The following is a 20055-nucleotide window of genomic DNA, read 5'->3' on the forward strand; positions in this document are numbered from 1 at the left end:
AAGTCGAATCAAGCAGTTAAAACGTTTGGAACGACTACAAACGAACTGTATCAGCTGCGGGATTGGCTTCAGTCTCACCAGGTTTCCCATGTTGCCATGGAAAGCACCGGGGTACTTTGGATTCCCGTGTGGAACATTCTGAAGGGGAGTTTCCAGCTTGTTCGCCCTCAATGACCGGACTGGTGCGTCTTCGGTTGATCCTGCGCATGCGCGCTGCCGGATAAATTGAGCAGCACAACGCCCGCGATGATCAGCAGAATCGAGAATACCTTGAGTCCGTTGATCTGCTCCGCAAAGAACATGTAACCGATCAGCGTAATGATCATGATGCCGAGTCCCGACCAGATCGCGTAAGCCACGGATATTTCAATCTGCTTCAGGCTCAATGTCAGGAAGCTCAAGCTGCAAATATAGAACACGACCAGCAGCACGCTTGGCAGCGGTTTGCTGAATCCTTCCGACAGCTTCATGTTCAGCGTGCCCGCCACCTCGAACAGAATAGCCAAACTTAGATAGACCCAATGCATAATCTCAAGACCCCTTCCGTTTCTCAGCGGCAATGCCGAACAATAAAATATCCATGACGGACTGCAGCAGCTCCCCCAGCGGCAGTTGATGCTTCACCGTCGCCCTCGAATCGTAAATCTGATGGAGCGACCCAAGGTACAGGTCGATGAACAGCGGCATATGAATCCGTTTGATGCTGCCCTCGGCCATGCCCTGCTCCATGAGCTCGGTGACAATGCCCCATTCTTCCCGGAAAAAGGTGTCCAGCTTCTCCCACTGCGGATAATGCGACCGCTTCAGATCCGGCAGCATCCCCAAATCCATCTTCTCCATCTCCTGAGGCAGGCAGATCAGGATCTGATGGATTTTCTCCAGAACGGTAAGCGTCTCGTCCGCCGCAATTTCGCGTTCGCGCTGCTGGATGTGACGAATCATCCCGTCAATAATATGCTCAACGATTTCTTCCTTGGATGAAAAATGCTCATAAATCGTCCGTTTGCTAATCGCAAGGCCGCGGGCCAGATCACTGACCGTAAACGTAAACCCCTGCCGCTGAATCAAACGGATCGTTTCATTTAATATTCGCTCGCGCAAGTGACCAAACCCTCCTTCTGGTACTGCAAATACTTTATCGGTACCAGAAGTATTATAACGCCTCAATCAGCATAAAATCCAGACATGATTTTTAAATTAACAGGATAGAGTACACCTTACATGCACTAGGATCGCAAGAGGATACATGGAAAACCTTCAAGGACCATACTTTCTCGGAAGCTGGATCACATAGAACGGACGTTTTATCTTGCGAGGTAAGCAAGCCAGACCCTCTGGAGTTATCAACAAAAAAAAGAGCCTGCTTACAAGCCGTAAGCAGGCTCTTGTCCGGAGAACAACGGTTTAATCAAACCGCACGTCGCCAATGCCGAACCAAGGAAAATATCCGGCCGCCATATAGGCGCAGCAGGCGGCGGCTGCCAATAAACCGACGACCAGAAGATCGTAGCGGGAATATCGTGACGGGTAATAATACGTTCGGGCCTTCGCCCGGTCCCCGTCAAATTGCTTCGCCTCCATCGCAGCAGCCACCCGGTGTGCCCGGCGGATGCTTTGCGCCAGCAGCGGCACAATATACATGCCTGCACGGTTCACCATGCCGCGAACTCCCCGAATCGGGCGGACTCCCCGTACCTTCAAAGCCTGGCGGCGGATCACATATTCCTCCCAGACCATGGGCAACAGCCGGATCGAGGCCATGAAGCTGTACGCATACTTCGGCGCAAGCCTCAGCTTCTGCATCAGGCTGTAGAACAAATCCACCGAGGACGTTGTCGTCACGAGCAGCAGCCCTTCTGACGCAAAGGCAATCCCCTTAAAGCCCAGATGCAGTCCCCGATAGAAGCTTTCTTCCGATACTCGGAACAATCCCCACTCCCACCAGATCGTCACCCCCTTACCGAACAGCATCATGGAAGAGGCGGACGATATGAAGGCAAGCAGGAACGGAATGAAAAACAGCAGCATCTTCCACGGCTTCACCCCGCTGAGCACCACGAGGCAAATCATAAAGATAAAGGCCTGATACATGACAAAATCAAGATCATGGGTCAGCACCGTCATAAAAAACAGCGCACAGATCAGTCCCAGCTTCACCACCGGATTCGCCCGGTGCAGCCAAGTGATCCGCACAGGATTCCATATATTCATGCGTTCACCCCCGTATGGAGATGACCGGATGCAGCCAGCGTATCCCGCGACGCATCGGTATGATTCGCTTTGCCCGTCTCCCGTCCGGATTCCGTCCCGCTACACCAGCGCGGGGAAGGCAAACTTGACGTCAACCGCCCTTCCCGAATCTCCCAGATGTGCGTGGCCGCCCGCTGCGCGATCTCCATTTCATGGGTCACCATGAGAATGGCGGTTCCGGAGCGGCGCAGCCGTTCGCACATCTCCAGAATCGCGAACGTGTTCCGCGCATCCTGTCCGAAGGTCGGTTCATCCAGGAGCAGGACGGCCGGCTGCCTTGCCATGGCCGTGGCAACGCTCAGCCGGCGCTTCTGGCCTGTCGACAGCTGGTACGGGTGCCTGTTATCCATGCCGTCCAGCCCAAAGCGTTCCAGGCAGCGGTCGGCCCGTGCCTTCGCTTCTTCCGGCGGCATATGGTCCACCAGCAGCGAGTACATCACCTCATCGCCGATACGTTCCGTCAGAAACTGAAGCTCCGGATTCTGAAACACGAATCCGATTTGGCGCAGCTGCCGCTCTCTCTTCTTCCGCACTTTCCTGCGCTTGCCCTGGATGACCTCCTCCCCGCAGAGCACATAGGTCCCTTCGGCGCGCAGGAGCCCCATCAAACTGAGCAGCAACGAGCTTTTGCCTGCGCCGTTGGGCCCGATCACCGCAATGAAATCTCCGGGGTATACCTCAGCCGAAGGAAGAGAGACGACCGGTTTCTCCCATCGCAGTCCCCGGAAATCATCTAACCGAATGACAGGCTCCCCAAGTTGGGCAAACGATGAGTCTGCCTCAGGCATGAGACTTCCCAGCTCATCGCCTGGCGCGTCTACCGGAGCAAACAACTCCCGTCCTGCCCGAGACTCCGCATAATCCTCCCATACGCCGGGATACCAGATGCCATACGCCTGAAGCTCGCGCGCATACTCGGCGAATATCGCTGCCGGCGGACCATCGCCCAGAATGGCGCCATCCGGGGTGAACAGCACCACGCGGTCCACGTATTGGGCCATTTCTTCAATCCGGTGCTCCACGATAATCAGCGTACGCCCTTCCGATACGGCCTTCACCGCTGACCAGATTTGCTCCCTGCCTTCCGGGTCGAGCAGGGCGGACGGCTCATCGAGGAACAGCACCTCCGGCTCCAGCAGAAGGGCTGAAGCCAGCGCAAGCCTCTGCTTCATCCCCTGCGACAGATGACCGATCGGCACATGCAGCTCCTGAAGGTCAAGCCCAACCTCATGCAGGACGGCTTGCATTCGCTCCTTCATCTCGTCGCGGGGAACGCTGAGGTTCTCCAGCACGAAGGCCAGCTCTTCATCCACGTACGGCATGCAGAACTGGGTATCCGGATCTTGGAATACATATCCCCAAGAGCGAGGCACCAGCTGGGCTTCGCATTTCATCGGCACCTCCGTGGCGCGGGGAATCATCCCGCTAAGCACCTGAAGCAGCGTGGATTTGCCGCAGCCGCTCGGACCGAGCAGCAGCACCTTTTCCCCGCGGGCAGCCGAGAAGGACAAGTCCTTAAACATCAAACGCTCCTCGCCCGGATACTTCAGGCGCAATCCCTCCACATGCACAGCCTGCTCCGTAACCGCCTCGGCGGTTGAAGACGAAACCAAGCGGGCGGCGGTTTTAGACATGGCGCGGATCATCCAGTGCTTCATAATCCTTCTTGGACGCAGGGCGCAGCAGGGATGTGACGCCCGTACGGTCCAACGCTTTGGCCAGCAGCAGCATGAGCAAGCCGGCAATGACGGCGCCGCTGAGAATCCGCATGCCATACTTGGCGAGGAACATCCAGGTCTGAAGATCATCGGTATAACTGTAATAGAAGTCCATCACCATCGAGCCGACCGCCGCGCCGGCCCCGGCAATCGCCACCGTCCACGCCGAGGTGCTCCGGTAACGGAACGCCGCGAATACCAATTCCGCGCCCAGCCCTTGAATGAGACCGTACAGCAGCAGCGTCAGTCCCCAGCCGCTCCCGAACAGCACTTCCACGTGGGCCGCCGCCACCTCCGCGATGATGGCCACTCCCGGCTTGCGGATCAGCAGGTAAGCGAGCGTGGCCGCTGCGAACCACATGCCGTATAACAGTTCATCCGCTTCGAAGAACAGCGGTTTCAGCAGATTGTAAACCGATCCCCAGAAATGATAAATGACGCCAAGCACCAGCGATACCAGCACCGTCACCAAAATATCGCTTAAACGCAGCCCTTTTCTAGGCTGTACCCCCAATTTTTCCTGCACTGACGTTCCCATAACAACACATTCCCCTCTCCACCGCTATTTTTGTATAAACACAACAAAAAACCGTCTGGAAAAACGCGCAGACGGAAAAATAGGCCCTATGTAGGCAGGGTCGGATATTCTCTACGCTGGCATTACCCAGTTCAGATTAACGGTCAACAGCGGATAGCAACTGCAATCTCAGCCTGATTCACTCAAGCCCCCGTATTCCCTATTCGGTTTCATGTTAATCTTAAAATACACATTCGTTCCCCAATTAGCAAGAACCTTTTTTCAAAAATGGCTATTTATTGATTTCCGGCTCATTCTATGTCAATATCAGAGTGATTGGCTTTTCCACCAACGTTTTATTGCCGACACCTATGCACAAAGGAGAATGACATGGCTAAACAATTGCTGCGTCTGATGACCGAGCTGTCCTCCCGCAAGTGGCTGTCCCGCATCATGGGGCATTGTTCCCACAGCCGGCTGAGCCGTCATCTAATACCTGCATTTATACGAATCTACCAAATCCCGGCGCATGAAGCGGAGAAGGAGATCCACGAATACCGTTCGTTGAACGAATTCTTTTCCCGCCGGTTAAAAATAGGCCTGCGCGCCATAGACGACACCGCCGATGCCATGGTAAGCCCCGTCGATGCCACGATTTCGGCGATGTGCGCCGTCAACGCCGGCACCATCCTCAGCGTCAAGGGACAGGATTATACCCTGAGCGAGCTGCTCGCCAAGTCACCGAGAATGGAGAATTATATCAACGGTTATGCATTCGTATTGTATTTAAGCCCGACCGACTATCATCGCATACATTCCCCGGTAACCGGCATTCAAGCGGAAAGCGAGCATTTGAAGGGCCGGGTATACCCCGTGAACGATTTTGCGATGACCCATATCCGAAACGTGCTCAGCCGCAACGAGCGCCTCATTACCTATATTGCCCATGAATTCGGCGAAGTTGCGGTCGTGAAGGTCGGAGCCATGAACGTAAGCAGCATCCGTTATGCCGACGAGAGCGTGAAGAAATACGACATTGGCGACGAACTTGCGTACTTTGAATTCGGCTCTACCGTCGTGCTCTTGACGGAGAACGGCACATTTACACCCCGCGGTGACTTGGAACCGGGCTCCAAGGTGAAGATGGGAGAACTGCTCGGTTTGCTGCACCCTTCCACAGCCCGAAAAGGGTAATTCCTTTAACCTTCCAAGCATGCGCTATAAGCTAAGTCCATGAAACATTCGACGGATGAAGGATTACCGCCTGTTCAGCAGCCGGTAAATGATCCGCTGAAACAGCCGATCCGGCAGCAGTCCCTTGATCCGCGCGGTCAGCCGCGTGCCTCGGGGCAGCGTATAGCGGAACCTCGGTTTGGTCATGGACGATATGCTTGCCACAAGACGGGCTACCTCCTGCGGATCTCCGCTTTCCCTGGCCGTCCGCTCGGAATAGTCCAGCACGCCCTTCAGCAGACCGCTGTAGGGTGATCCTTCCTTGACCGCCAGCTCCCCAAAACTCTTATTCCAGATCGGCGTGCCGTAGGCACCGGGCTGGACCAGCACGACATCGATGCCAAAGGGCATCAACTCCATGGACAGGCTCTCGCCGAACCCCTCCAACGCAAATTTGGACGCCGCATAGGGACCATAACCCGGAAAGCCGACCCTGCCGCTAATGCTGCTCATGAGAACGATTTTGGACCGTCCGGTCTTGCGCAGCAGCGGGAGCATATGCTGCGTCACCGATACGGTCCCGAAGAAATTCGTCTCCATCTGCTTTCGCCAGCCCCCCAGCGGCACTTCCTCCACCATGCCGCCCACCGCCTCGCCGGCGTTGTTCACCAGCACGTCCAAGCGGCCGAACTTCTGCTCCAGCGCCGAAGCAGCAGCCTTGACCTGCTCCTCGGCACATATATCCAATCGGAAGATGTGAATACGCCCGGTAACATCTGCTTGTTCAGCCTGAGCCAACAGCTCTGCTGCCGCCTCAGGTCTGCGAAGACCCGCGGCCACGTCATAACCTGCTTTTGCCAGCTCCAGACTGATCAGCAGTCCGAACCCGCTCGACGCGCCCGTGACCAGCGCAACCTTCCCTGCTCCCGCCCTTACCACCGGATCACCGCCGGCTCCGTCGATGCCACTTTCTCCTTCACACCCGTCACCCTTCCTATATCCAAAATGCCTAATCTGTTTCGAGCTTTGCTCTTAAGCGCTTTATGTATATTCCCAATATATCAAATGTTTGCAATGCAGTCCGAGTCCTGACCTATAAAATTAATCCCAATAAAAAAGGGAGCTTGTCAGCTCCCTTTTGCGTGTTTCCAGCGAAATGCGTATATGATAACGGGATTCAACGTCACCCGTATGTAGGCCAAGGTCCTTTAAAACCAAACGTCTTGATGATCCGGATTCGTTGTCTTCATGCGGCGCAAGCGATTTCTGAAAATACCGCAGCCGCCACGACTGAAGAAACGTCCCCGCACCCGTCTTCTTGGGCTCATTCCCCTCTCCCCCCTTCATAAGAAAAACGTCTATCGACGTACTTGCATAGAAGACAGACCGCATTTAACGGAAGTTTTTCTTGCGATATCAGGAAGGCTCTTGCTTCGAATTTATACTTTCTGATATCTTAAAATGAAACTGTACGTCGTTTTTACCCTAAATCGCTTGCTATGAAACCCATAGTCCCCTTCAACCAAGCAGGTAAGTTATGGAAGGGCGGGGAATCATCGAATTTCGGATGGGCTCTTGCCCGTATACTGCTTAAATTGTCGGCTGAAGAAGAAAATGTCCCGATAACCCAGCGCGTCGGCCACTTCCGTTACGTTCATCCCTTGATGCAGCAGCAGATGCTGCGCCCGCTCGATCCGCATCTGAATGATATAGGATTGCACCGGCGTGCCGATCAGTTCCTTGAACTTGATCGAGAAGTAGCGGGGAGACAACCCCGCTCTGGCCGCCAAATCCTCGACCCGATGGGGAACCCCCGGGTGCTGGCGGACGTAATTCGCGATTTCATGGATCGCCTCGGACAGCTGATTGCTTGCTTTTTTGACCACCGGCGCATCCAGATCCGAGCGCAGCAGATGAATCATCAACTGCTTCAGAATGAGCTGGCCCTCTTCCAGTGAACCATAGGGCTTGTCCAGATACAAACGCACATAGCGTGCAAGCAAATATTCGAAATCCATCGTTTCCGTCAGCTTGCGATAAGATGCCGGAATCTCTTCGACCGGGTCGGTCACGTCAAAATGGATATATGTCAATACGAGCGGCTTCTGCGGATTGTGCGTCGCGCTCGTATGATCTCCGGGTCGGAACAGGAAGCAGCTTCCCTTTCCCACGGTAAAGGGCTCGTCATTTAGCTCGACCGTGCCTTCGCCGCTCCATACATAGAACAAATCGTAGTTCTGCATGGGCCTTTCGCGTTTTTGCCATTTCCAGCCCGGCTCGCAAACGATTTTGGCAAGCGCAGGCATGATTATAAACGAAGACGGCGATGCATTCAGCATCTCGTCATAACCCCCTCATCTCATTCAAAAATTGACCTCTTTCCCATCATACCCGTTTTTTATGTTTTTTGCATGTCCCGCCATGCCAGCGCCATCCGGGCAACCCCTTCTTCGATGCTGGAGATGCCGAGATGCGAGAAGCCGAAGCAGGCGGCAGGCAGCCCGGGCGTACGATGATAGGCCGCCGCATCCCGAAACATGACGCCGCGCTTGCGGGCAGCCTCCTGGAACAGGGCATACTCTTCCGCGGAGCGCAGCCAGTTCGCGTAAACGTGCAGGCCGGCATCGCCGGGGTGAAGGCGAAACAAGCCCGAGGCATGGGTTTCCATCCCATGGCGAAGCGCCTCATACCGCGCGCCGTACAGCCGGGTCATTCTTCTGAGATGCCTCCCGTAACCTCCCCTTACAATAAAGCGGGCCAAGGCGCGCTGCTCCAATACGGCTGGCGAGATCGGCTCGTACAGAGCCTTGGCCTGAACGACCGCCTCAACCAGGCTCGGGGGAAGCACGGCATAACCGATGCGGAGGCCGGTGAACATCGTTTTGGAGAATGAGCCGACAAAGATGACGCGTCCCTCGTCGTCCAGCATTTTCAGAGGCTCGATCGGCTTGCCGCCCCAGCGGAATTCGCTGTCGTAATCATCCTCGATAATAAAGGACTGACGGCTTCGCGCCCAATTCAGCAGCGCCCTTCTTCGCTCCAGCGGCAGCACCGCGCCGGTCGGGTATTGACGGCTGGGGCTTACGACAAGCAGGCCGGCGTCCCATTCGCACGGAATCAATCCGGCATCGTCGACAGAGGACGGCAGCGGAATCCCTCCGCTCAAGCTTATGCCCCGGTGGATTCCCTGATAACCCGGATCCTCCATCACCACGTGATCGCCGGGATCAACCAGCAGCTGGAACATCAGGACAAGCCCCTGCATGGAACCGCTGAAAACCACGATATGCTCGGGATCCGCCTGTATGCCCCGCGTGAACCGAAGGTGTCCGGCTATCGCCCGGCGCAGTTCGATATCCCCTTCCGGGGGCGCTCCGTTCTGCAGCTCGGCTCCCCCGCTTCCGCCTGCATAGGATAACGCGCTCCGCCACTCCGAATAAGGGAAATCCTCCATGGGCATCCTCGCATTCGCGAAAGAGATCGTACCCGGGGGAGGCTCCTTCAGCAGCAGCTGTGCCGAGACATATTCCCCGCTTTGGCTCATCAGTCGCTGCCCCCAAGCGGAGAGCGCCGGCGCCCGCTCGGCCAATGGCGGCTGGCCTGCCGTGGCAGCGATTCCCTCGGCCACGTATGTTCCGCTGCCCTGCCGGGATACGACATAGCCCTCGGCCATCAGCATGTCATAACACTGCGCGGCCGATCCCCTGGACACCCCGTAGAGCCTGGCCAGCTCGCGGGTTGCGGGAAGCCTCGTGCCTTCCGGCAGCTTGCCGCTATGAATCGCGGCGCGAATCGCGTGGTACAGAGCCAAATATTTATATCGATATTGTTCCACATAGGTCTCGAACGGCAATCCAAGCTCCATGGCGATGTCTCCTCTATTTTGGGATTACGATCAAATTGGACTATACAAATTACTCTAAATTGGCGCTTTTTCCTTGTCAATGAACATCGTATGCTGTTATTCAAAATGATAGGGGGAGCATGTAACCATGAGAAGAGACGAATTTGCGATGGAGGATCCCCAAGAGATCGAGGACTTCCTTCGCGGGATGAGCTTTGGTTTCCTTGGAACAGCCGATGAAGAGGGAATCCCGCGTGTAACGCCTTTGAATTTTGCCTATGTCAACGGAGCGTTCTATTTTCACGGCAGCCGGATGGGTGAGAAAATGGACCATCTCCGCCGGACGCCCGCCGTATGCTTCACCATTGCGGATGAGTATGCCCTCATCCCTTCCTATTTCTCCGACCCCGAGATGGCATGCCCGGCCACGGCCTATTTCAAAAGCGTAACGGCTATCGGCGAGGCCGTGATCGTGGACGATCTGGAGGAAAAGGCGCTTGCGATGGAGGCGCTGATGCAAAAGCTGCAGCCTGAAGGCGGATACCGCGCCATCGACGCGAACGACCGGGCTTACACCTCCAGGCTGAAAGGGGTAGCCGTCATCCGGCTGACTCCGCAGCGAATGAGCGCCAAGTTCAAGTTCGGCCAGAACCTGAAGCCCGATCGGCTCCAAGCCGTCGTCGAAGGCCTGGAATGCCGCGGCAAGAATCGGGACGAGGAGACGGCAGGACTGATTTGCAAGTATCACCCTGGACCGCGTTAAAGCATTACATTTATCCGTGACGGTTCCTGGGGTAGGTGGTATAATGTTAGGCAATGAAAACGTAAAGGCAACTTGTCACCTGCTCTTACCTTAACCAAAAGTATTCGGAAGGAAGGAATCAGTTCATGAACCCATTGGTTGGTCAATTGAATGGAAAAATGCAAGCTGGCAATCCGCATGTGTACGACATGCTCTCCACACTCGGCAGGGAAATCTACTTCCCGAAGGAAGGCATCCTGAGCCAATCCGCGGAAGCGACGAGCCATGCGAAAAAATATAACGCTACGATCGGCATTGCAACCGAGGGCGGAATCCCGATGCATCTGGGCGTCATCCAAGACAAACTTTCGGCATACCAGCCGAAAGATCTGTACCCGTATGCCCCTCCGGCCGGCAAGCCGGAGCTTCGCTCCGTATGGCGGAACAAGATGATTCAGGAGAATCCTTCGCTTGAAGGCAAGAGCTTCAGCAATCCGATCGTCACGAATGCGCTGACGCATGGACTTAGCATCGTAGCCGATTTGTTCGTGGATGAAGGGGATGCCGTCATTTATCCCGACAAAAACTGGGAAAATTACGAACTGACCTTCGGCATTCGCCGCCATGGCATTCATGTAACCTATCCTCTCTTCACGGACGATATGAAATTTAACGCCGACGGACTTCGTCAGGCTCTGCTGAGCCAGAAGGATAAAGGCAAAGCCGTCGTTCTGCTGAACTTCCCGAACAACCCGACGGGCTACACGCCCGGCGCGGAGGAAGGTGCGGCCATCGTGTCCGCGATCCAGGAAGCTGCCGAGGCCGGCATGAACGTTGTCGTCGTAACGGATGATGCGTATTTCGGCTTGTTCTTTGAAGATTCGCTGAAGGAATCGCTCTTCGGACGCCTGGCGGGCCTTCATCCTCGCGTGCTTCCCGTGAAAGTCGACGGTGCTACGAAGGAAGAATTCGTATGGGGATTCCGGGTCGGCTTCATTACGTATGCGGCTGAAGACAAAGACGTGCTGGACGCTCTGGAGCAGAAAACGCTCGGCATTATCCGCGCAACGATATCCAGTGCCTCCCACCCTTCGCAGACCTTTGTTCTGGAAGCGCTGAAATCGCCGGAATTCCACGAGCAGAAGGAAGAGAAATTCGTCATCATGAAGGGCCGAGCCAACAAAGTGAAGTCCATCCTCGACAGCGGCAAATATGGCGATGTTTGGGAGTACTATCCGTTCAACTCCGGCTACTTCATGTGCCTTAAGCTGAACACGGTAAACGCCGAGGAGCTCCGCTCCCATCTCATTCATGAGTATGGCGTAGGAACCATCGCCCTTGGCGAGCATGATCTCCGGATCGCCTTCTCCTGTATTGACGAGGAGTATTTGGAGGATCTGTTCGACCTGGTCTACAAAGGGATTCAGGATCTGCAGAAGGCTTGATGATCCATGCATCCGAATATATAAACGTTTAGGTAAAATAAAGACCGGGAATTCTCCCCGGTCTTTAATTTTTTCTTCTGCCATATCTAAACGCTCGCCCATACACATAGACCAATAGCTACATACAATACCGTGTACTATAAATCAACGAACTGAAAGGGGAATGAACATGGGTGCAGTTGAAGAAGTAAGACACGGTGGATACGGCGGATACGGCGGTGGATATGGAGTCGGAGCAATCCTGGTTCTCTTTATCCTGCTCGTTATCATCACTCGTTCTTTCTGGGTGTAATGACAACCGGATAACAGCTATACTAGAAATCGCAGGTCGCCACACGACGCACTGCGATTTCTGCAGCCAACCCTAACCCATACGATAATCACCGATAGAAGGCCGGGACGCTAACGTCCCGGCCTCTTCCCTTTTTATTCTATTCGTCGTCATCGTCTTCGCGCCGGCTCTTTCGGGCAGCGGCGCTTCGGAACAGGAACACAATCGCGATGCCTGCAGCCATCGTACCGAGTATCCGCCCTGGTGCGCTAAGGATGCCCGGAACGAGCGGAAGCCACAGCAGTACGGCCCAGAACAGCTGTACCTGGAAGATCAGCTTGCCTTCATTGTCGCGGCGAGTTCCTTCCGGAAGCGGATAGACGTGCAGCCAGAACGATTCCGGATGCAGCTTGCGCAGCGCAGACAATTGGAGCCCGACAATCATCAGGCTGATCAGATATACAAGCGCCGATACCAGGCTGTCCCGGGTGGCCCATACGATAAAGGCTCCAAGCAGTCCGACACGGATCAGAATGCCCAGAATATCGCTGCGTGTCAGGCTCTTGATAAGAAGAAAGCGATAGGCGCTCTCCTTCTTCCACGCCAATCCTTTCCCCCATCCGGACAGCCATTTCCGCGCATGGACGCGCTGCTCCCGCTGAGGCACATTCACGAACCAGCTCAGCACCATCATAACCCGGCTTGCCTGCCGCTGCTCAACGGCGATTAATCGCTCCCAGGCGACCAAGTGTTTGACGGGAACGGATAACGCGGCAACATACGTGAGGCCGAGCAGCGCCATGAACAGGAGGGCACGGCCCGTTGGATGCCATAGCCAGGCAGCCAGGCTCAGTGCCGGAACGATCCAGCGGAGTACCCGATAGGCCGCTGCCGCGTTCCGTGACACCATAAGCTGCTCCTTCCAGCTACCATAGCTGGACAGCAGCTTGAACACGGTCAGGACGGCAAACGTAGCCAGCAGCGTCTTTGGCGAAGCATCACTGCGTATGTATAGAGGCCATAGAATGAGCAGGACCAATCCCAAGCCGATGATTTTATATATGACTCCGCTAAACCATGCTTTGCGGAAATATTCCTTCATTCGGGATTCCTGCGGAATGAGGAACACCGTATCCGCCGTGCGCAGATACGTGCGAATGCTGCTGTTGATCATGAGGGGCGCAAGGAAAATCAGCATGATCCAGCGTATCGGCAGATCTGGCGGAACTTGCTGCAGAAGTGCGGTATACCATGCCGCGAATGCAATCAGCAGGAACAGGAATACGACGGCGACGCCGCTCTGTATGACATAACCCAGATAGGGAAGGATTTCACCCCAGAACTGCCCGCGTCGTTTGACATACAGCTCACGCAGATTCATTCGCCCTTACCGTCCTGAATCAGCACATTGAACAGCTCTTCCAGGGACATGCCCGGTCTTCCCGCTTGATCCTGTATTTCCTTCAGCGTCCCCTGAGCAATGATGCTGCCGCGGTGCAGCACGATGAACCGGTCGCAATAATTCTCGATCGTCGAGAGAATATGGGAGCTTAGCAATACGGAAGCGCCGGATGCTTTCAATTCCAGCATAAAGTCAAGCAGCGAGCGGATCCCGAGCGGATCAAGCCCAAGGAAGGGCTCGTCGATGATGTACAGCGACGGTCTCGCGACGAACGCGCACATGATCATCACTTTTTGGCGCATGCCCTTGGACAAATGCGTGGACAGGCTGTCCATCTTTTCTTCCATTCGGAACATCTTCGACAGCTGCGCCGAGCGCGTCTCATAATCCTCGCGGGACACGCCGTAGGAACGAGCCGTAAATTCCAAATGCTCGCGCACCGTCATCTCCTCATACAGCAGCGGGGATTCGGGAACGAAAGCCAAGGCGCTGTGATACGCTTCCGAATGCTCCGAGCGGCTCTTCCCCTGGACCTGGATGATCCCCTTTTGCGGATTCATCAGACCGAGGATATGCTTCATCGTCGTACTCTTGCCCGCGCCGTTCAGGCCGATCAAACCTACCATTTCCCCCGGTTCCACCTGAAAGGTTACGTCATGCAGAACCGGTCGGTTTATGCTATATCCGCCGCTTAATCCTTGAACAGACAATACCGGCTGTTCGCTCATTATCGATCACCTCTTATTCTGAAAAGAGTCCAATCCACACGGATGATGACCTTACCGAATCCGCATAAATCGGACCCAAAAAACAACATCATTGCTGCAAGCCCCTACGCTCGCGGAGGCCGCAGCTTTAGCCCCGTGGAGGCTTGTTCTTCAACCATTTCGGAGCGCCCTTGTTCTTGCAGTCGCGCTCCCGTTCACTTTGACGCTCGCCCGATGCCTTGCCGTTTCCGGACTTGCCATTGACGCTGATGGAAGCGGGCTTTCGGGCAGGCTTGTCTTTTCGGGCAGCTCCCGCAGCCGACCCGCGGGGACCTTGACCCCGATCGGTCGGAGCGGAACGCGGGGTTCTTACCTTGCCGCCATACAGGGCGCGTTCTTCGATCGATATGCCCAGCTCGCGATTAAACTTGCGCATGATGAACGTTTGACGGTCCGAGACAAGCGTAATCGCCATGCCGCTCCGCCCCATGCGTCCCGTGCGGCCTGCGCGGTGCGTGTAATGCTCGGCATCAATCGGCGGATCGTAATTGATCACCATGCCGAGCCCTTCGATATCGAGCCCCCGGGCGGCGACATCGCTAGCCACCAGAAGCTTGGTGCGCCCTTCTCTAAACGCGTTCAAAACCCGGCTCCGGGTCATCTTGTCGGCGTCCCCGTAAAGGGCAGCTGCGTTTAATCCAAGGTAATTCAGCTTCGCCTCCACCTCTGCCAAATCCTCGGTAGCATTGACGAACACGATCGCACGGTCGGGATTGTAATGCCGAACCACGCGGCGCAGCATGTCCAGCTTGTCGCGCTCTTCCGAGACGAAATAATAATGCTCCAGCGCGGACGGCGTCCGACGCTCCGGATCGATCCCGATTTCAACGGGCTGATCCATCTCCTTCTTCACGAGCTCGGCCGTCTCCGGACTCACCGTTGCGGATAAGAAGACCAATTGACGGTCGCGCAAGGCACTGCGCAGGATGCGATCCACATCGCCGGCGCCGCCCAGATTAAACACCTGGTCCACCTCGTCCACCACGATCGTGGTCACTTGGTGCATTTTCAGCTTCCGGATTTCGATCAGTTCCCGCACGCGTCCCGGCGTTCCCACGATCAGCTGCGGATGCAGCCGCAGCTTCTCAATCTGACGCTTGGCTGCGGCACCGCCGATCAGGCCGAGCACGCCGATTCCGCGGGCTTCCCCGTAGCGCTCGCTCTCTCTCACAATCTGAACGGCGAGCTCCTGCGTTGGAGCGAGAATCAGTTTCTGGGCTCCCTTGATCTCCGGATCGATGCCCTGAAGAACGGGCAGCAAATAAGCAAGCGTCTTTCCCGTGCCCGTCTGGGAAGTCGCCAGCACGTCCTTGCCTTCGAGTATGGGAGGAATCGCCTCAGCCTGAACGGGAGAAGGCGTGACAATGCCGAACTCCGCCAATCGGGAGGACAAATCCTCCGCTATTCCTAATGTATGAAATGTAGTTCCAGTCATATGTTAGTCCATCCTTTTTTTAGATATCAGAAGTCTATGGTTCCAAAGCGCGTGCTGCCTGATATCGCTGGAGAAACTTCCGTTACGTGCAGTTTGTTTGCTTTATTGAAAGTACAGCAGGCGTTTTTTCGAACGAGTCTTGTTCACTCTTTCTCATTATATGCCAAAACAGGAGTTGCCACCAAATCAATCATGGGAAACGGCCATGCTCTGCGTTTCATGCAGGTTATTTCATCTATGCTTGATGGTCATGCCTAGGGCAGTAGAGCGAGAAACGACTTGGCCGCCGCAGATAGCGGAATGCCTCGAAGCGTTGCAATTCCAATGCTGCGCTCGGGAATCGGCGGATCGAGCGGCACCTCGATCAGCTGGCCTGTTTGCAATTCGTCGTTGGCATAGTCGCGAATGACAAAAGCCAGTCCGAAGCCGCTTCGGGCAAACTGTACCAGCAGCTCGATGCTGCCAAGCTCGAACTCCGGTTTTAACTTCACGCCTTGGCGTTCGGCGAATTGATCCACGTACCTCCTCGTGCTTCCGCCGGTCTCCAGCATAAGCAGCGGGTAGTTCCCGATATCGTGAAGGGACAACGGGTGCGGTAATCCGGCCCGCTCCGCATACGATTTGCCGGCCACTAAACAATCATGGATCGGCGAGCTTGGGCGAAAGTCGATTTGTTTATCGGAAGCCGGTAAATGAACGATGCCGAAATCAATCTTCCCTTCCTTAAGAAGCGACAGCGTTTCCGGGGTGGTTCGGTTGGTGATGCGGATGCGAATATCCGGATAAGCGGCGTGGAAATACTCCAAATGCGGCAGCAGGTAATACTTGCATAGCGTATCGCTTGCCCCGATATTGATTTCGCCGCTGTGCAAATTATGCATGTCCGCTATCGCCTTCTCGCCGATTTCGATCAAACCGAAGGCTTGCTCGATATAGCGAAACAGCACATCGCCCTCGGACGTGAGTTTCACTCCCTTGGTGGTCCGAAAGAACAGCGGACCTCCGATCGTTTCCTCCAAATGCTTAACGGTATGGCTGACGGCTGGCTGGGTGATATGCAGATGATCCGCTGCCCTCGATAAACTGCCGAGCCGCGCAGTCCAATAAAAGACGCGATACCATTCCATATTGATTTCCATCATGATGACCTCGATTTTATCAAATGATAACAGGAACCTTGGATTGGAATTCGAGAGTTCATCTTCGAATTGCACCGTTCCCCGTATTCTTCTCTAAAGAATCGTATAACATAAGCCAAACTAATGTCCACTATTACTAATATCAATTTTATTTATAATCAAGCGGCTCATATAATGAGCCATGTACAAGAAAATGATCGTAGGAGGCGAACACGTTTTGACAGTCACAGCCATTGTAGGAGCCAATTGGGGAGATGAAGGCAAAGGTAAAATGACGGATGTTCTTGCGGCGAAATCGTCGTATGTCGTTCGATTTCAGGGAGGGAGTAACGCGGGGCATACCATTATCAACGATTACGGGAAATTTTCGCTGCATATGCTGCCATCGGGTGTATTCTATCCAAACGTAACGAATATCATCGGTCCGGGAACGGCTTTGGATATGGAGGTTTTGATCGGGGAGCTTCAGGAACTGGAAGCCAGAAACGTTCCCGCTCCGAAGCTGTTTATATCCGAGCGCGCCCAGGTCGTGCTTCCCATTCATCGGCTGCTGGATGAACTCGAGGAAGAACGGCTCGGCGCCCGGGGATTCGGTTCCACGAAACGCGGAATCGCGCCCTTCTACGCGGATAAATATGCCAAGCTGGGCATTCAGGTCGCTGATCTGTTACACCCCGAAGGACTTCGTGAACGGCTCGAGCAGATGCTTGACATCAAGAATGTGCAGCTGCAGCATCTTTACGGAAGGGACCCGCTGAGCGTTGATGAGATGGTCAAGCAGCTATTGGAGCCCTTCCAGTTCCTGTCCCCGTATATTCAGGATACGACCACGCTGCTGCAGCAAGCTTATATGAAAGGCGATCCGATTCTTGTGGAGGGCCAGTTAGGAGCCCTGCGCGACCCGGATCACGGGATATACCCGTTTTCCACCTCCTCCTCCACGCTGGCAGGCTATGCACCGGTCGGAGCAGGACTTCCGCCGTACGCTATCAGCCAAGTCATTGCCGTTGTTAAAGCATACTCAAGCTGCGTCGGCGCAGGCCCCTTCGTGACCGAACTGCATGGGGATGAAGCGGATGAACTCAGACGACTTGGCGGCGATGCAGGCGAATACGGAGTTACGACCGGCCGGCCAAGACGAATGGGATGGTTTGATACGGTAGCCACCCGTTACGGCTGCATGATTCAGGGAGCTACCGAAGCCGTTCTCACCAACCTTGACGTACTGGGGTATCTGGATGACATTCCGGTATGCGTCGGCTATGAATTAGAGAATGGAAGCATCATTGACCATTTTCCGGTAACGGCCGATCTGCGGTCCGCAAAGCCTGTCCTGCGAACGCTGAAGGGCTGGAAATGCGACCTGTCGCATATCCGTTCCTTCGACGAGCTCCCGGAAGCGGCGCAGCAATACGTGCAGTTTATTGAATCGTCCATTGGCGTACCCGTCAAGACGATCTCCGTCGGCCCGAGACGGGATCAGATTATGATGAGATAGCTGATATATGGCTTGTTTTCACTTGGCCAACGAAGCCTTCCAGAATGCGCCGGACACCAAGGGGATCGCTCAGCATCGGCAGATGACCGGTGCTGAGGCTCTCCACCCTGTCCGCCGACAAATTGGCTGCCATGCGCTCTTGCAAGGATTCTCCGAACTCCTTGTCTTGGGTGAGCTTCACGTAAAGCTTAGGCACTTGGGGTGCGGATGCTTGAACGCGGTCCGTATAGACCCTACGGGATTCCGGGATGAACTCTGCTGCGATGCGGGAGGCCTGCTCCTCCGGCAAATCGCTGCACAGCCCCTTGCGGATCACGGATTCAGGCGGCTTCGTTCCGGCCATTTTTAATAAAACCGGCATGATGATCCTCTGGGGAAACGGAAGCGCCGAAATAAACGAACCGCCGCTCTTAGGTATGGCGGCACCGATGGCAACGAATCCGGCTACCCGTTCGGCTAACCTGGCAGCCAGCTCCATGGCCAACACCCCGCCCAGGGAATGCGCCACAAGGACGAACTTGTCCGTATCCCATCTTCTCACCTGCTCCGCCATATGGGTTACATAATCCTCCAGCGTCAAATGATGCCCGGGCATCCCTGCAGCCTCTTCCCGCGACGGGTAATCAACCTTCAAACACGGATAGCCCAGTCCTTCCGCAACGATATCCCACACGCCTCCGTTCATTCCGGCTCCATGTAAAAAAACAAACCCCAGTTCTTCCTGCATCATTTTTTGTTGTTTAGTCATGCATATTCCCCTTCCATAATGTACCTTTGTTCCAAGGATTCAATGGAACCCTTGCTGCTTGAGAACATCATATCCGTTAAATAAGACAAATGTTGTCTTATTTAGAGAATAAGATAAAATAAATAATCAAGAGACTGGGGGTTCATAATGCAGAAATCGCAGCGCCTGATTCAATTAATGATGATGATCAATGCAAAAAAGTCGTTTACCGTAAGAGAGCTGGCCGACGAATTCGGACTCTCCGTTCGAACGATATCAAGAGATCTGGATGAGCTGAGCGGGCTCGGCGTCCCCATTTACTCTGTGCAAGGACGAGGCGGCGGCTACAGATTGCTGCAGGAACGGATGCTGCCACCGATCAGTTTCACGGAAAGCGAAGCGATTGCCATCTTTTTTGCCTGCCAATCCCTGAGCTACTTCAGTACGCTGCCCTTCGGTGAGGGAGCCGCCACGGCGCTCCATAAGTTCTATCATTACTTGCCGGCAGATATTAAGGAGCAGATCGACCGTCTTAAGGATCGCGTCATGATTCACAGCCCGTTCCGTCCGATGTCGGCCGATATTTTACAAACGTTAATGCAAGCCGTCATGGTCCGGCAAGCGGTCACGATCTCCTATCGTTCTTCCGCCGGAAGCAGCCAGCGGCATATCCAGCCGATCGGGCTGTATGCAAGCTCGGGGTACTGGTATTGTCCCGCCTACTGTTTTACGCAAGAGGACATCAGGCAATTCAGGGTAGACCGGATGACGGCGGCCAGCCCCAATGAATCCTTACCGATCCGTGAAGATATCGCGGGCCAAACGCTGCAGGACATGCCCGAGATCGGGGATGTCGAGATGAAGTTTTTTGAGGTAGAATTAACTTCCAAAGGGGTCTGGCTGCTTGAGACGGATACACGGCTCGGTCCCCATATCCATCGGAACACGGACGGCAGCGGCGTCGTTCGGCTTGAAATACCGGCAACCGATGTCAACTTTTATGCGGACTATGTGTGGCGGCTCGGAGAGGAGGCAGTCATCACCTCGCCAGCCGAAGCGGTTCAATGGACCCGGGAGAAAATTGAATCCATGAGATTAAGGTATACATAAGGACAACTCAATCCCAG

General features: G+C 54.8%; 19 protein-coding genes and 1 riboswitch. Of the genes, 6 read left to right on the plus strand and 13 right to left on the minus strand.

Annotated features, from left to right (window positions below; genetic code table 11):
• Positions 1 to 167: 167 nt before the first annotated feature.
• From AC3RCL_RS26990 to AC3RCL_RS27010, 5 genes are all read right to left on the minus strand, one after another.
• On the minus strand, positions 168 to 527 hold the full coding sequence (locus AC3RCL_RS26990) for a DMT family transporter (RefSeq protein ID WP_096776614.1): 360 nt from the start codon (positions 525 to 527) through the stop codon (positions 168 to 170).
• A gap of 4 nt (positions 528 to 531) precedes the next feature.
• Entirely contained in the window at positions 532 to 1101 is a 570-nt protein-coding gene (locus AC3RCL_RS26995) for a TetR/AcrR family transcriptional regulator (protein WP_009594579.1), read from the minus strand.
• Between the two features lie 303 nt (positions 1102 to 1404).
• Positions 1405 to 2211: an energy-coupling factor transporter transmembrane component T family protein gene (locus AC3RCL_RS27000; RefSeq protein ID WP_492533081.1), complete on the minus strand. Its 807-nt coding sequence runs from the start codon at positions 2209 to 2211 to the stop codon at positions 1405 to 1407.
• Complete coding sequence (locus tag AC3RCL_RS27005) at positions 2208 to 3884, minus strand: ABC transporter ATP-binding protein (protein ID WP_492533083.1); 1677 nt, start codon at positions 3882 to 3884, stop codon at positions 2208 to 2210. Before AC3RCL_RS27005 ends, AC3RCL_RS27000 begins: the two co-directional genes overlap by 4 nt.
• Positions 3877 to 4506, minus strand: coding sequence for an ECF transporter S component (locus AC3RCL_RS27010; RefSeq protein WP_015737384.1), 630 nt, complete (start codon positions 4504 to 4506; stop codon positions 3877 to 3879). The genes AC3RCL_RS27005 and AC3RCL_RS27010 overlap by 8 nt, the downstream gene beginning before the upstream one ends.
• A gap of 91 nt (positions 4507 to 4597) precedes the next feature.
• Positions 4598 to 4710: riboswitch (TPP riboswitch) on the minus strand.
• Between the two features lie 165 nt (positions 4711 to 4875).
• Here AC3RCL_RS27010 and asd point away from each other — a divergent pair.
• A complete protein-coding gene (gene asd / locus AC3RCL_RS27015; RefSeq protein WP_015737385.1) occupies positions 4876 to 5679 on the plus strand; it encodes an archaetidylserine decarboxylase in 804 nt (267 codons plus the stop codon).
• Positions 5680 to 5742: 63 nt separating this feature from the next.
• On the opposite strand, the gene AC3RCL_RS27020 is transcribed toward asd, so the two are convergent.
• The 3 genes from AC3RCL_RS27020 to pdxR form a co-directional block, all read right to left on the minus strand.
• The gene (locus AC3RCL_RS27020; protein WP_492533086.1) at positions 5743 to 6597 is read right to left on the minus strand and encodes an SDR family oxidoreductase; all 855 of its coding nucleotides are present in this window, start codon (positions 6595 to 6597) and stop codon (positions 5743 to 5745) included.
• 614 nt (positions 6598 to 7211) lie between these two features.
• The gene (locus AC3RCL_RS27025; RefSeq protein WP_009594561.1) at positions 7212 to 7997 is read right to left on the minus strand and encodes a helix-turn-helix domain-containing protein; all 786 of its coding nucleotides are present in this window, start codon (positions 7995 to 7997) and stop codon (positions 7212 to 7214) included.
• 59 nt (positions 7998 to 8056) lie between these two features.
• Positions 8057 to 9523 carry a MocR-like pyridoxine biosynthesis transcription factor PdxR gene (gene pdxR / locus AC3RCL_RS27030; RefSeq protein ID WP_492533089.1) on the minus strand — a complete coding sequence of 489 codons (1467 nt, stop codon included), beginning with the start codon at positions 9521 to 9523 and terminating at the stop codon, positions 8057 to 8059.
• Positions 9524 to 9650: 127 nt separating this feature from the next.
• On the opposite strand from pdxR, the gene AC3RCL_RS27035 reads away from it, so the two are divergent.
• The 3 genes from AC3RCL_RS27035 (at position 9651) to AC3RCL_RS27045 (ending at position 11981) form a co-directional block, all read left to right on the plus strand.
• Complete coding sequence (locus AC3RCL_RS27035; protein WP_096776619.1) at positions 9651 to 10265, plus strand: pyridoxamine 5'-phosphate oxidase family protein; 615 nt, start codon at positions 9651 to 9653, stop codon at positions 10263 to 10265.
• A 125-nt stretch (positions 10266 to 10390) separates the two neighbouring features.
• The gene (locus AC3RCL_RS27040) at positions 10391 to 11689 is read left to right on the plus strand and encodes an aminotransferase class I/II-fold pyridoxal phosphate-dependent enzyme (protein ID WP_009592117.1); all 1299 of its coding nucleotides are present in this window, start codon (positions 10391 to 10393) and stop codon (positions 11687 to 11689) included.
• A 169-nt stretch (positions 11690 to 11858) separates the two neighbouring features.
• A complete protein-coding gene (locus tag AC3RCL_RS27045) occupies positions 11859 to 11981 on the plus strand; it encodes a hypothetical protein (RefSeq protein WP_009592125.1) in 123 nt (40 codons plus the stop codon).
• A gap of 139 nt (positions 11982 to 12120) precedes the next feature.
• Here AC3RCL_RS27045 and AC3RCL_RS27050 read toward each other — a convergent pair whose 3' ends face one another.
• From AC3RCL_RS27050 to AC3RCL_RS27065, 4 genes are all read right to left on the minus strand, one after another.
• Positions 12121 to 13341: an ABC transporter permease gene (locus AC3RCL_RS27050; RefSeq protein WP_492533092.1), complete on the minus strand. Its 1221-nt coding sequence runs from the start codon at positions 13339 to 13341 to the stop codon at positions 12121 to 12123.
• Positions 13338 to 14090, minus strand: a complete 753-nt coding sequence (locus AC3RCL_RS27055) for an ABC transporter ATP-binding protein (protein WP_015737390.1) — start codon at positions 14088 to 14090, stop codon at positions 13338 to 13340. Before AC3RCL_RS27055 ends, AC3RCL_RS27050 begins: the two co-directional genes overlap by 4 nt.
• Positions 14091 to 14217: 127 nt before the next feature.
• Positions 14218 to 15564 carry a DEAD/DEAH box helicase gene (locus tag AC3RCL_RS27060; RefSeq protein WP_492533095.1) on the minus strand — a complete coding sequence of 449 codons (1347 nt, stop codon included), beginning with the start codon at positions 15562 to 15564 and terminating at the stop codon, positions 14218 to 14220.
• 254 nt (positions 15565 to 15818) lie between these two features.
• Positions 15819 to 16703 (minus strand): LysR family transcriptional regulator, encoded by an 885-nt coding sequence (locus tag AC3RCL_RS27065; protein WP_192572753.1) that lies wholly within the window; start codon positions 16701 to 16703, stop codon positions 15819 to 15821.
• A 217-nt stretch (positions 16704 to 16920) separates the two neighbouring features.
• On the opposite strand from AC3RCL_RS27065, the gene AC3RCL_RS27070 reads away from it, so the two are divergent.
• Entirely contained in the window at positions 16921 to 18201 is a 1281-nt protein-coding gene (locus tag AC3RCL_RS27070; protein WP_492533097.1) for an adenylosuccinate synthase, read from the plus strand.
• Here the strand turns inward: AC3RCL_RS27070 and AC3RCL_RS27075 are convergent.
• Positions 18188 to 18949 carry an alpha/beta fold hydrolase gene (locus tag AC3RCL_RS27075; protein ID WP_192570606.1) on the minus strand — a complete coding sequence of 254 codons (762 nt, stop codon included), beginning with the start codon at positions 18947 to 18949 and terminating at the stop codon, positions 18188 to 18190. The genes AC3RCL_RS27070 and AC3RCL_RS27075 overlap by 14 nt on opposite strands.
• Positions 18950 to 19096: 147 nt before the next feature.
• On the opposite strand from AC3RCL_RS27075, the gene AC3RCL_RS27080 reads away from it, so the two are divergent.
• Positions 19097 to 20038, plus strand: coding sequence for a helix-turn-helix transcriptional regulator (locus AC3RCL_RS27080; RefSeq protein WP_492533099.1), 942 nt, complete (start codon positions 19097 to 19099; stop codon positions 20036 to 20038).
• Positions 20039 to 20055 lie beyond the last annotated feature (17 nt).

This window comes from Paenibacillus sp. MT86 (assembly GCF_058792535.1).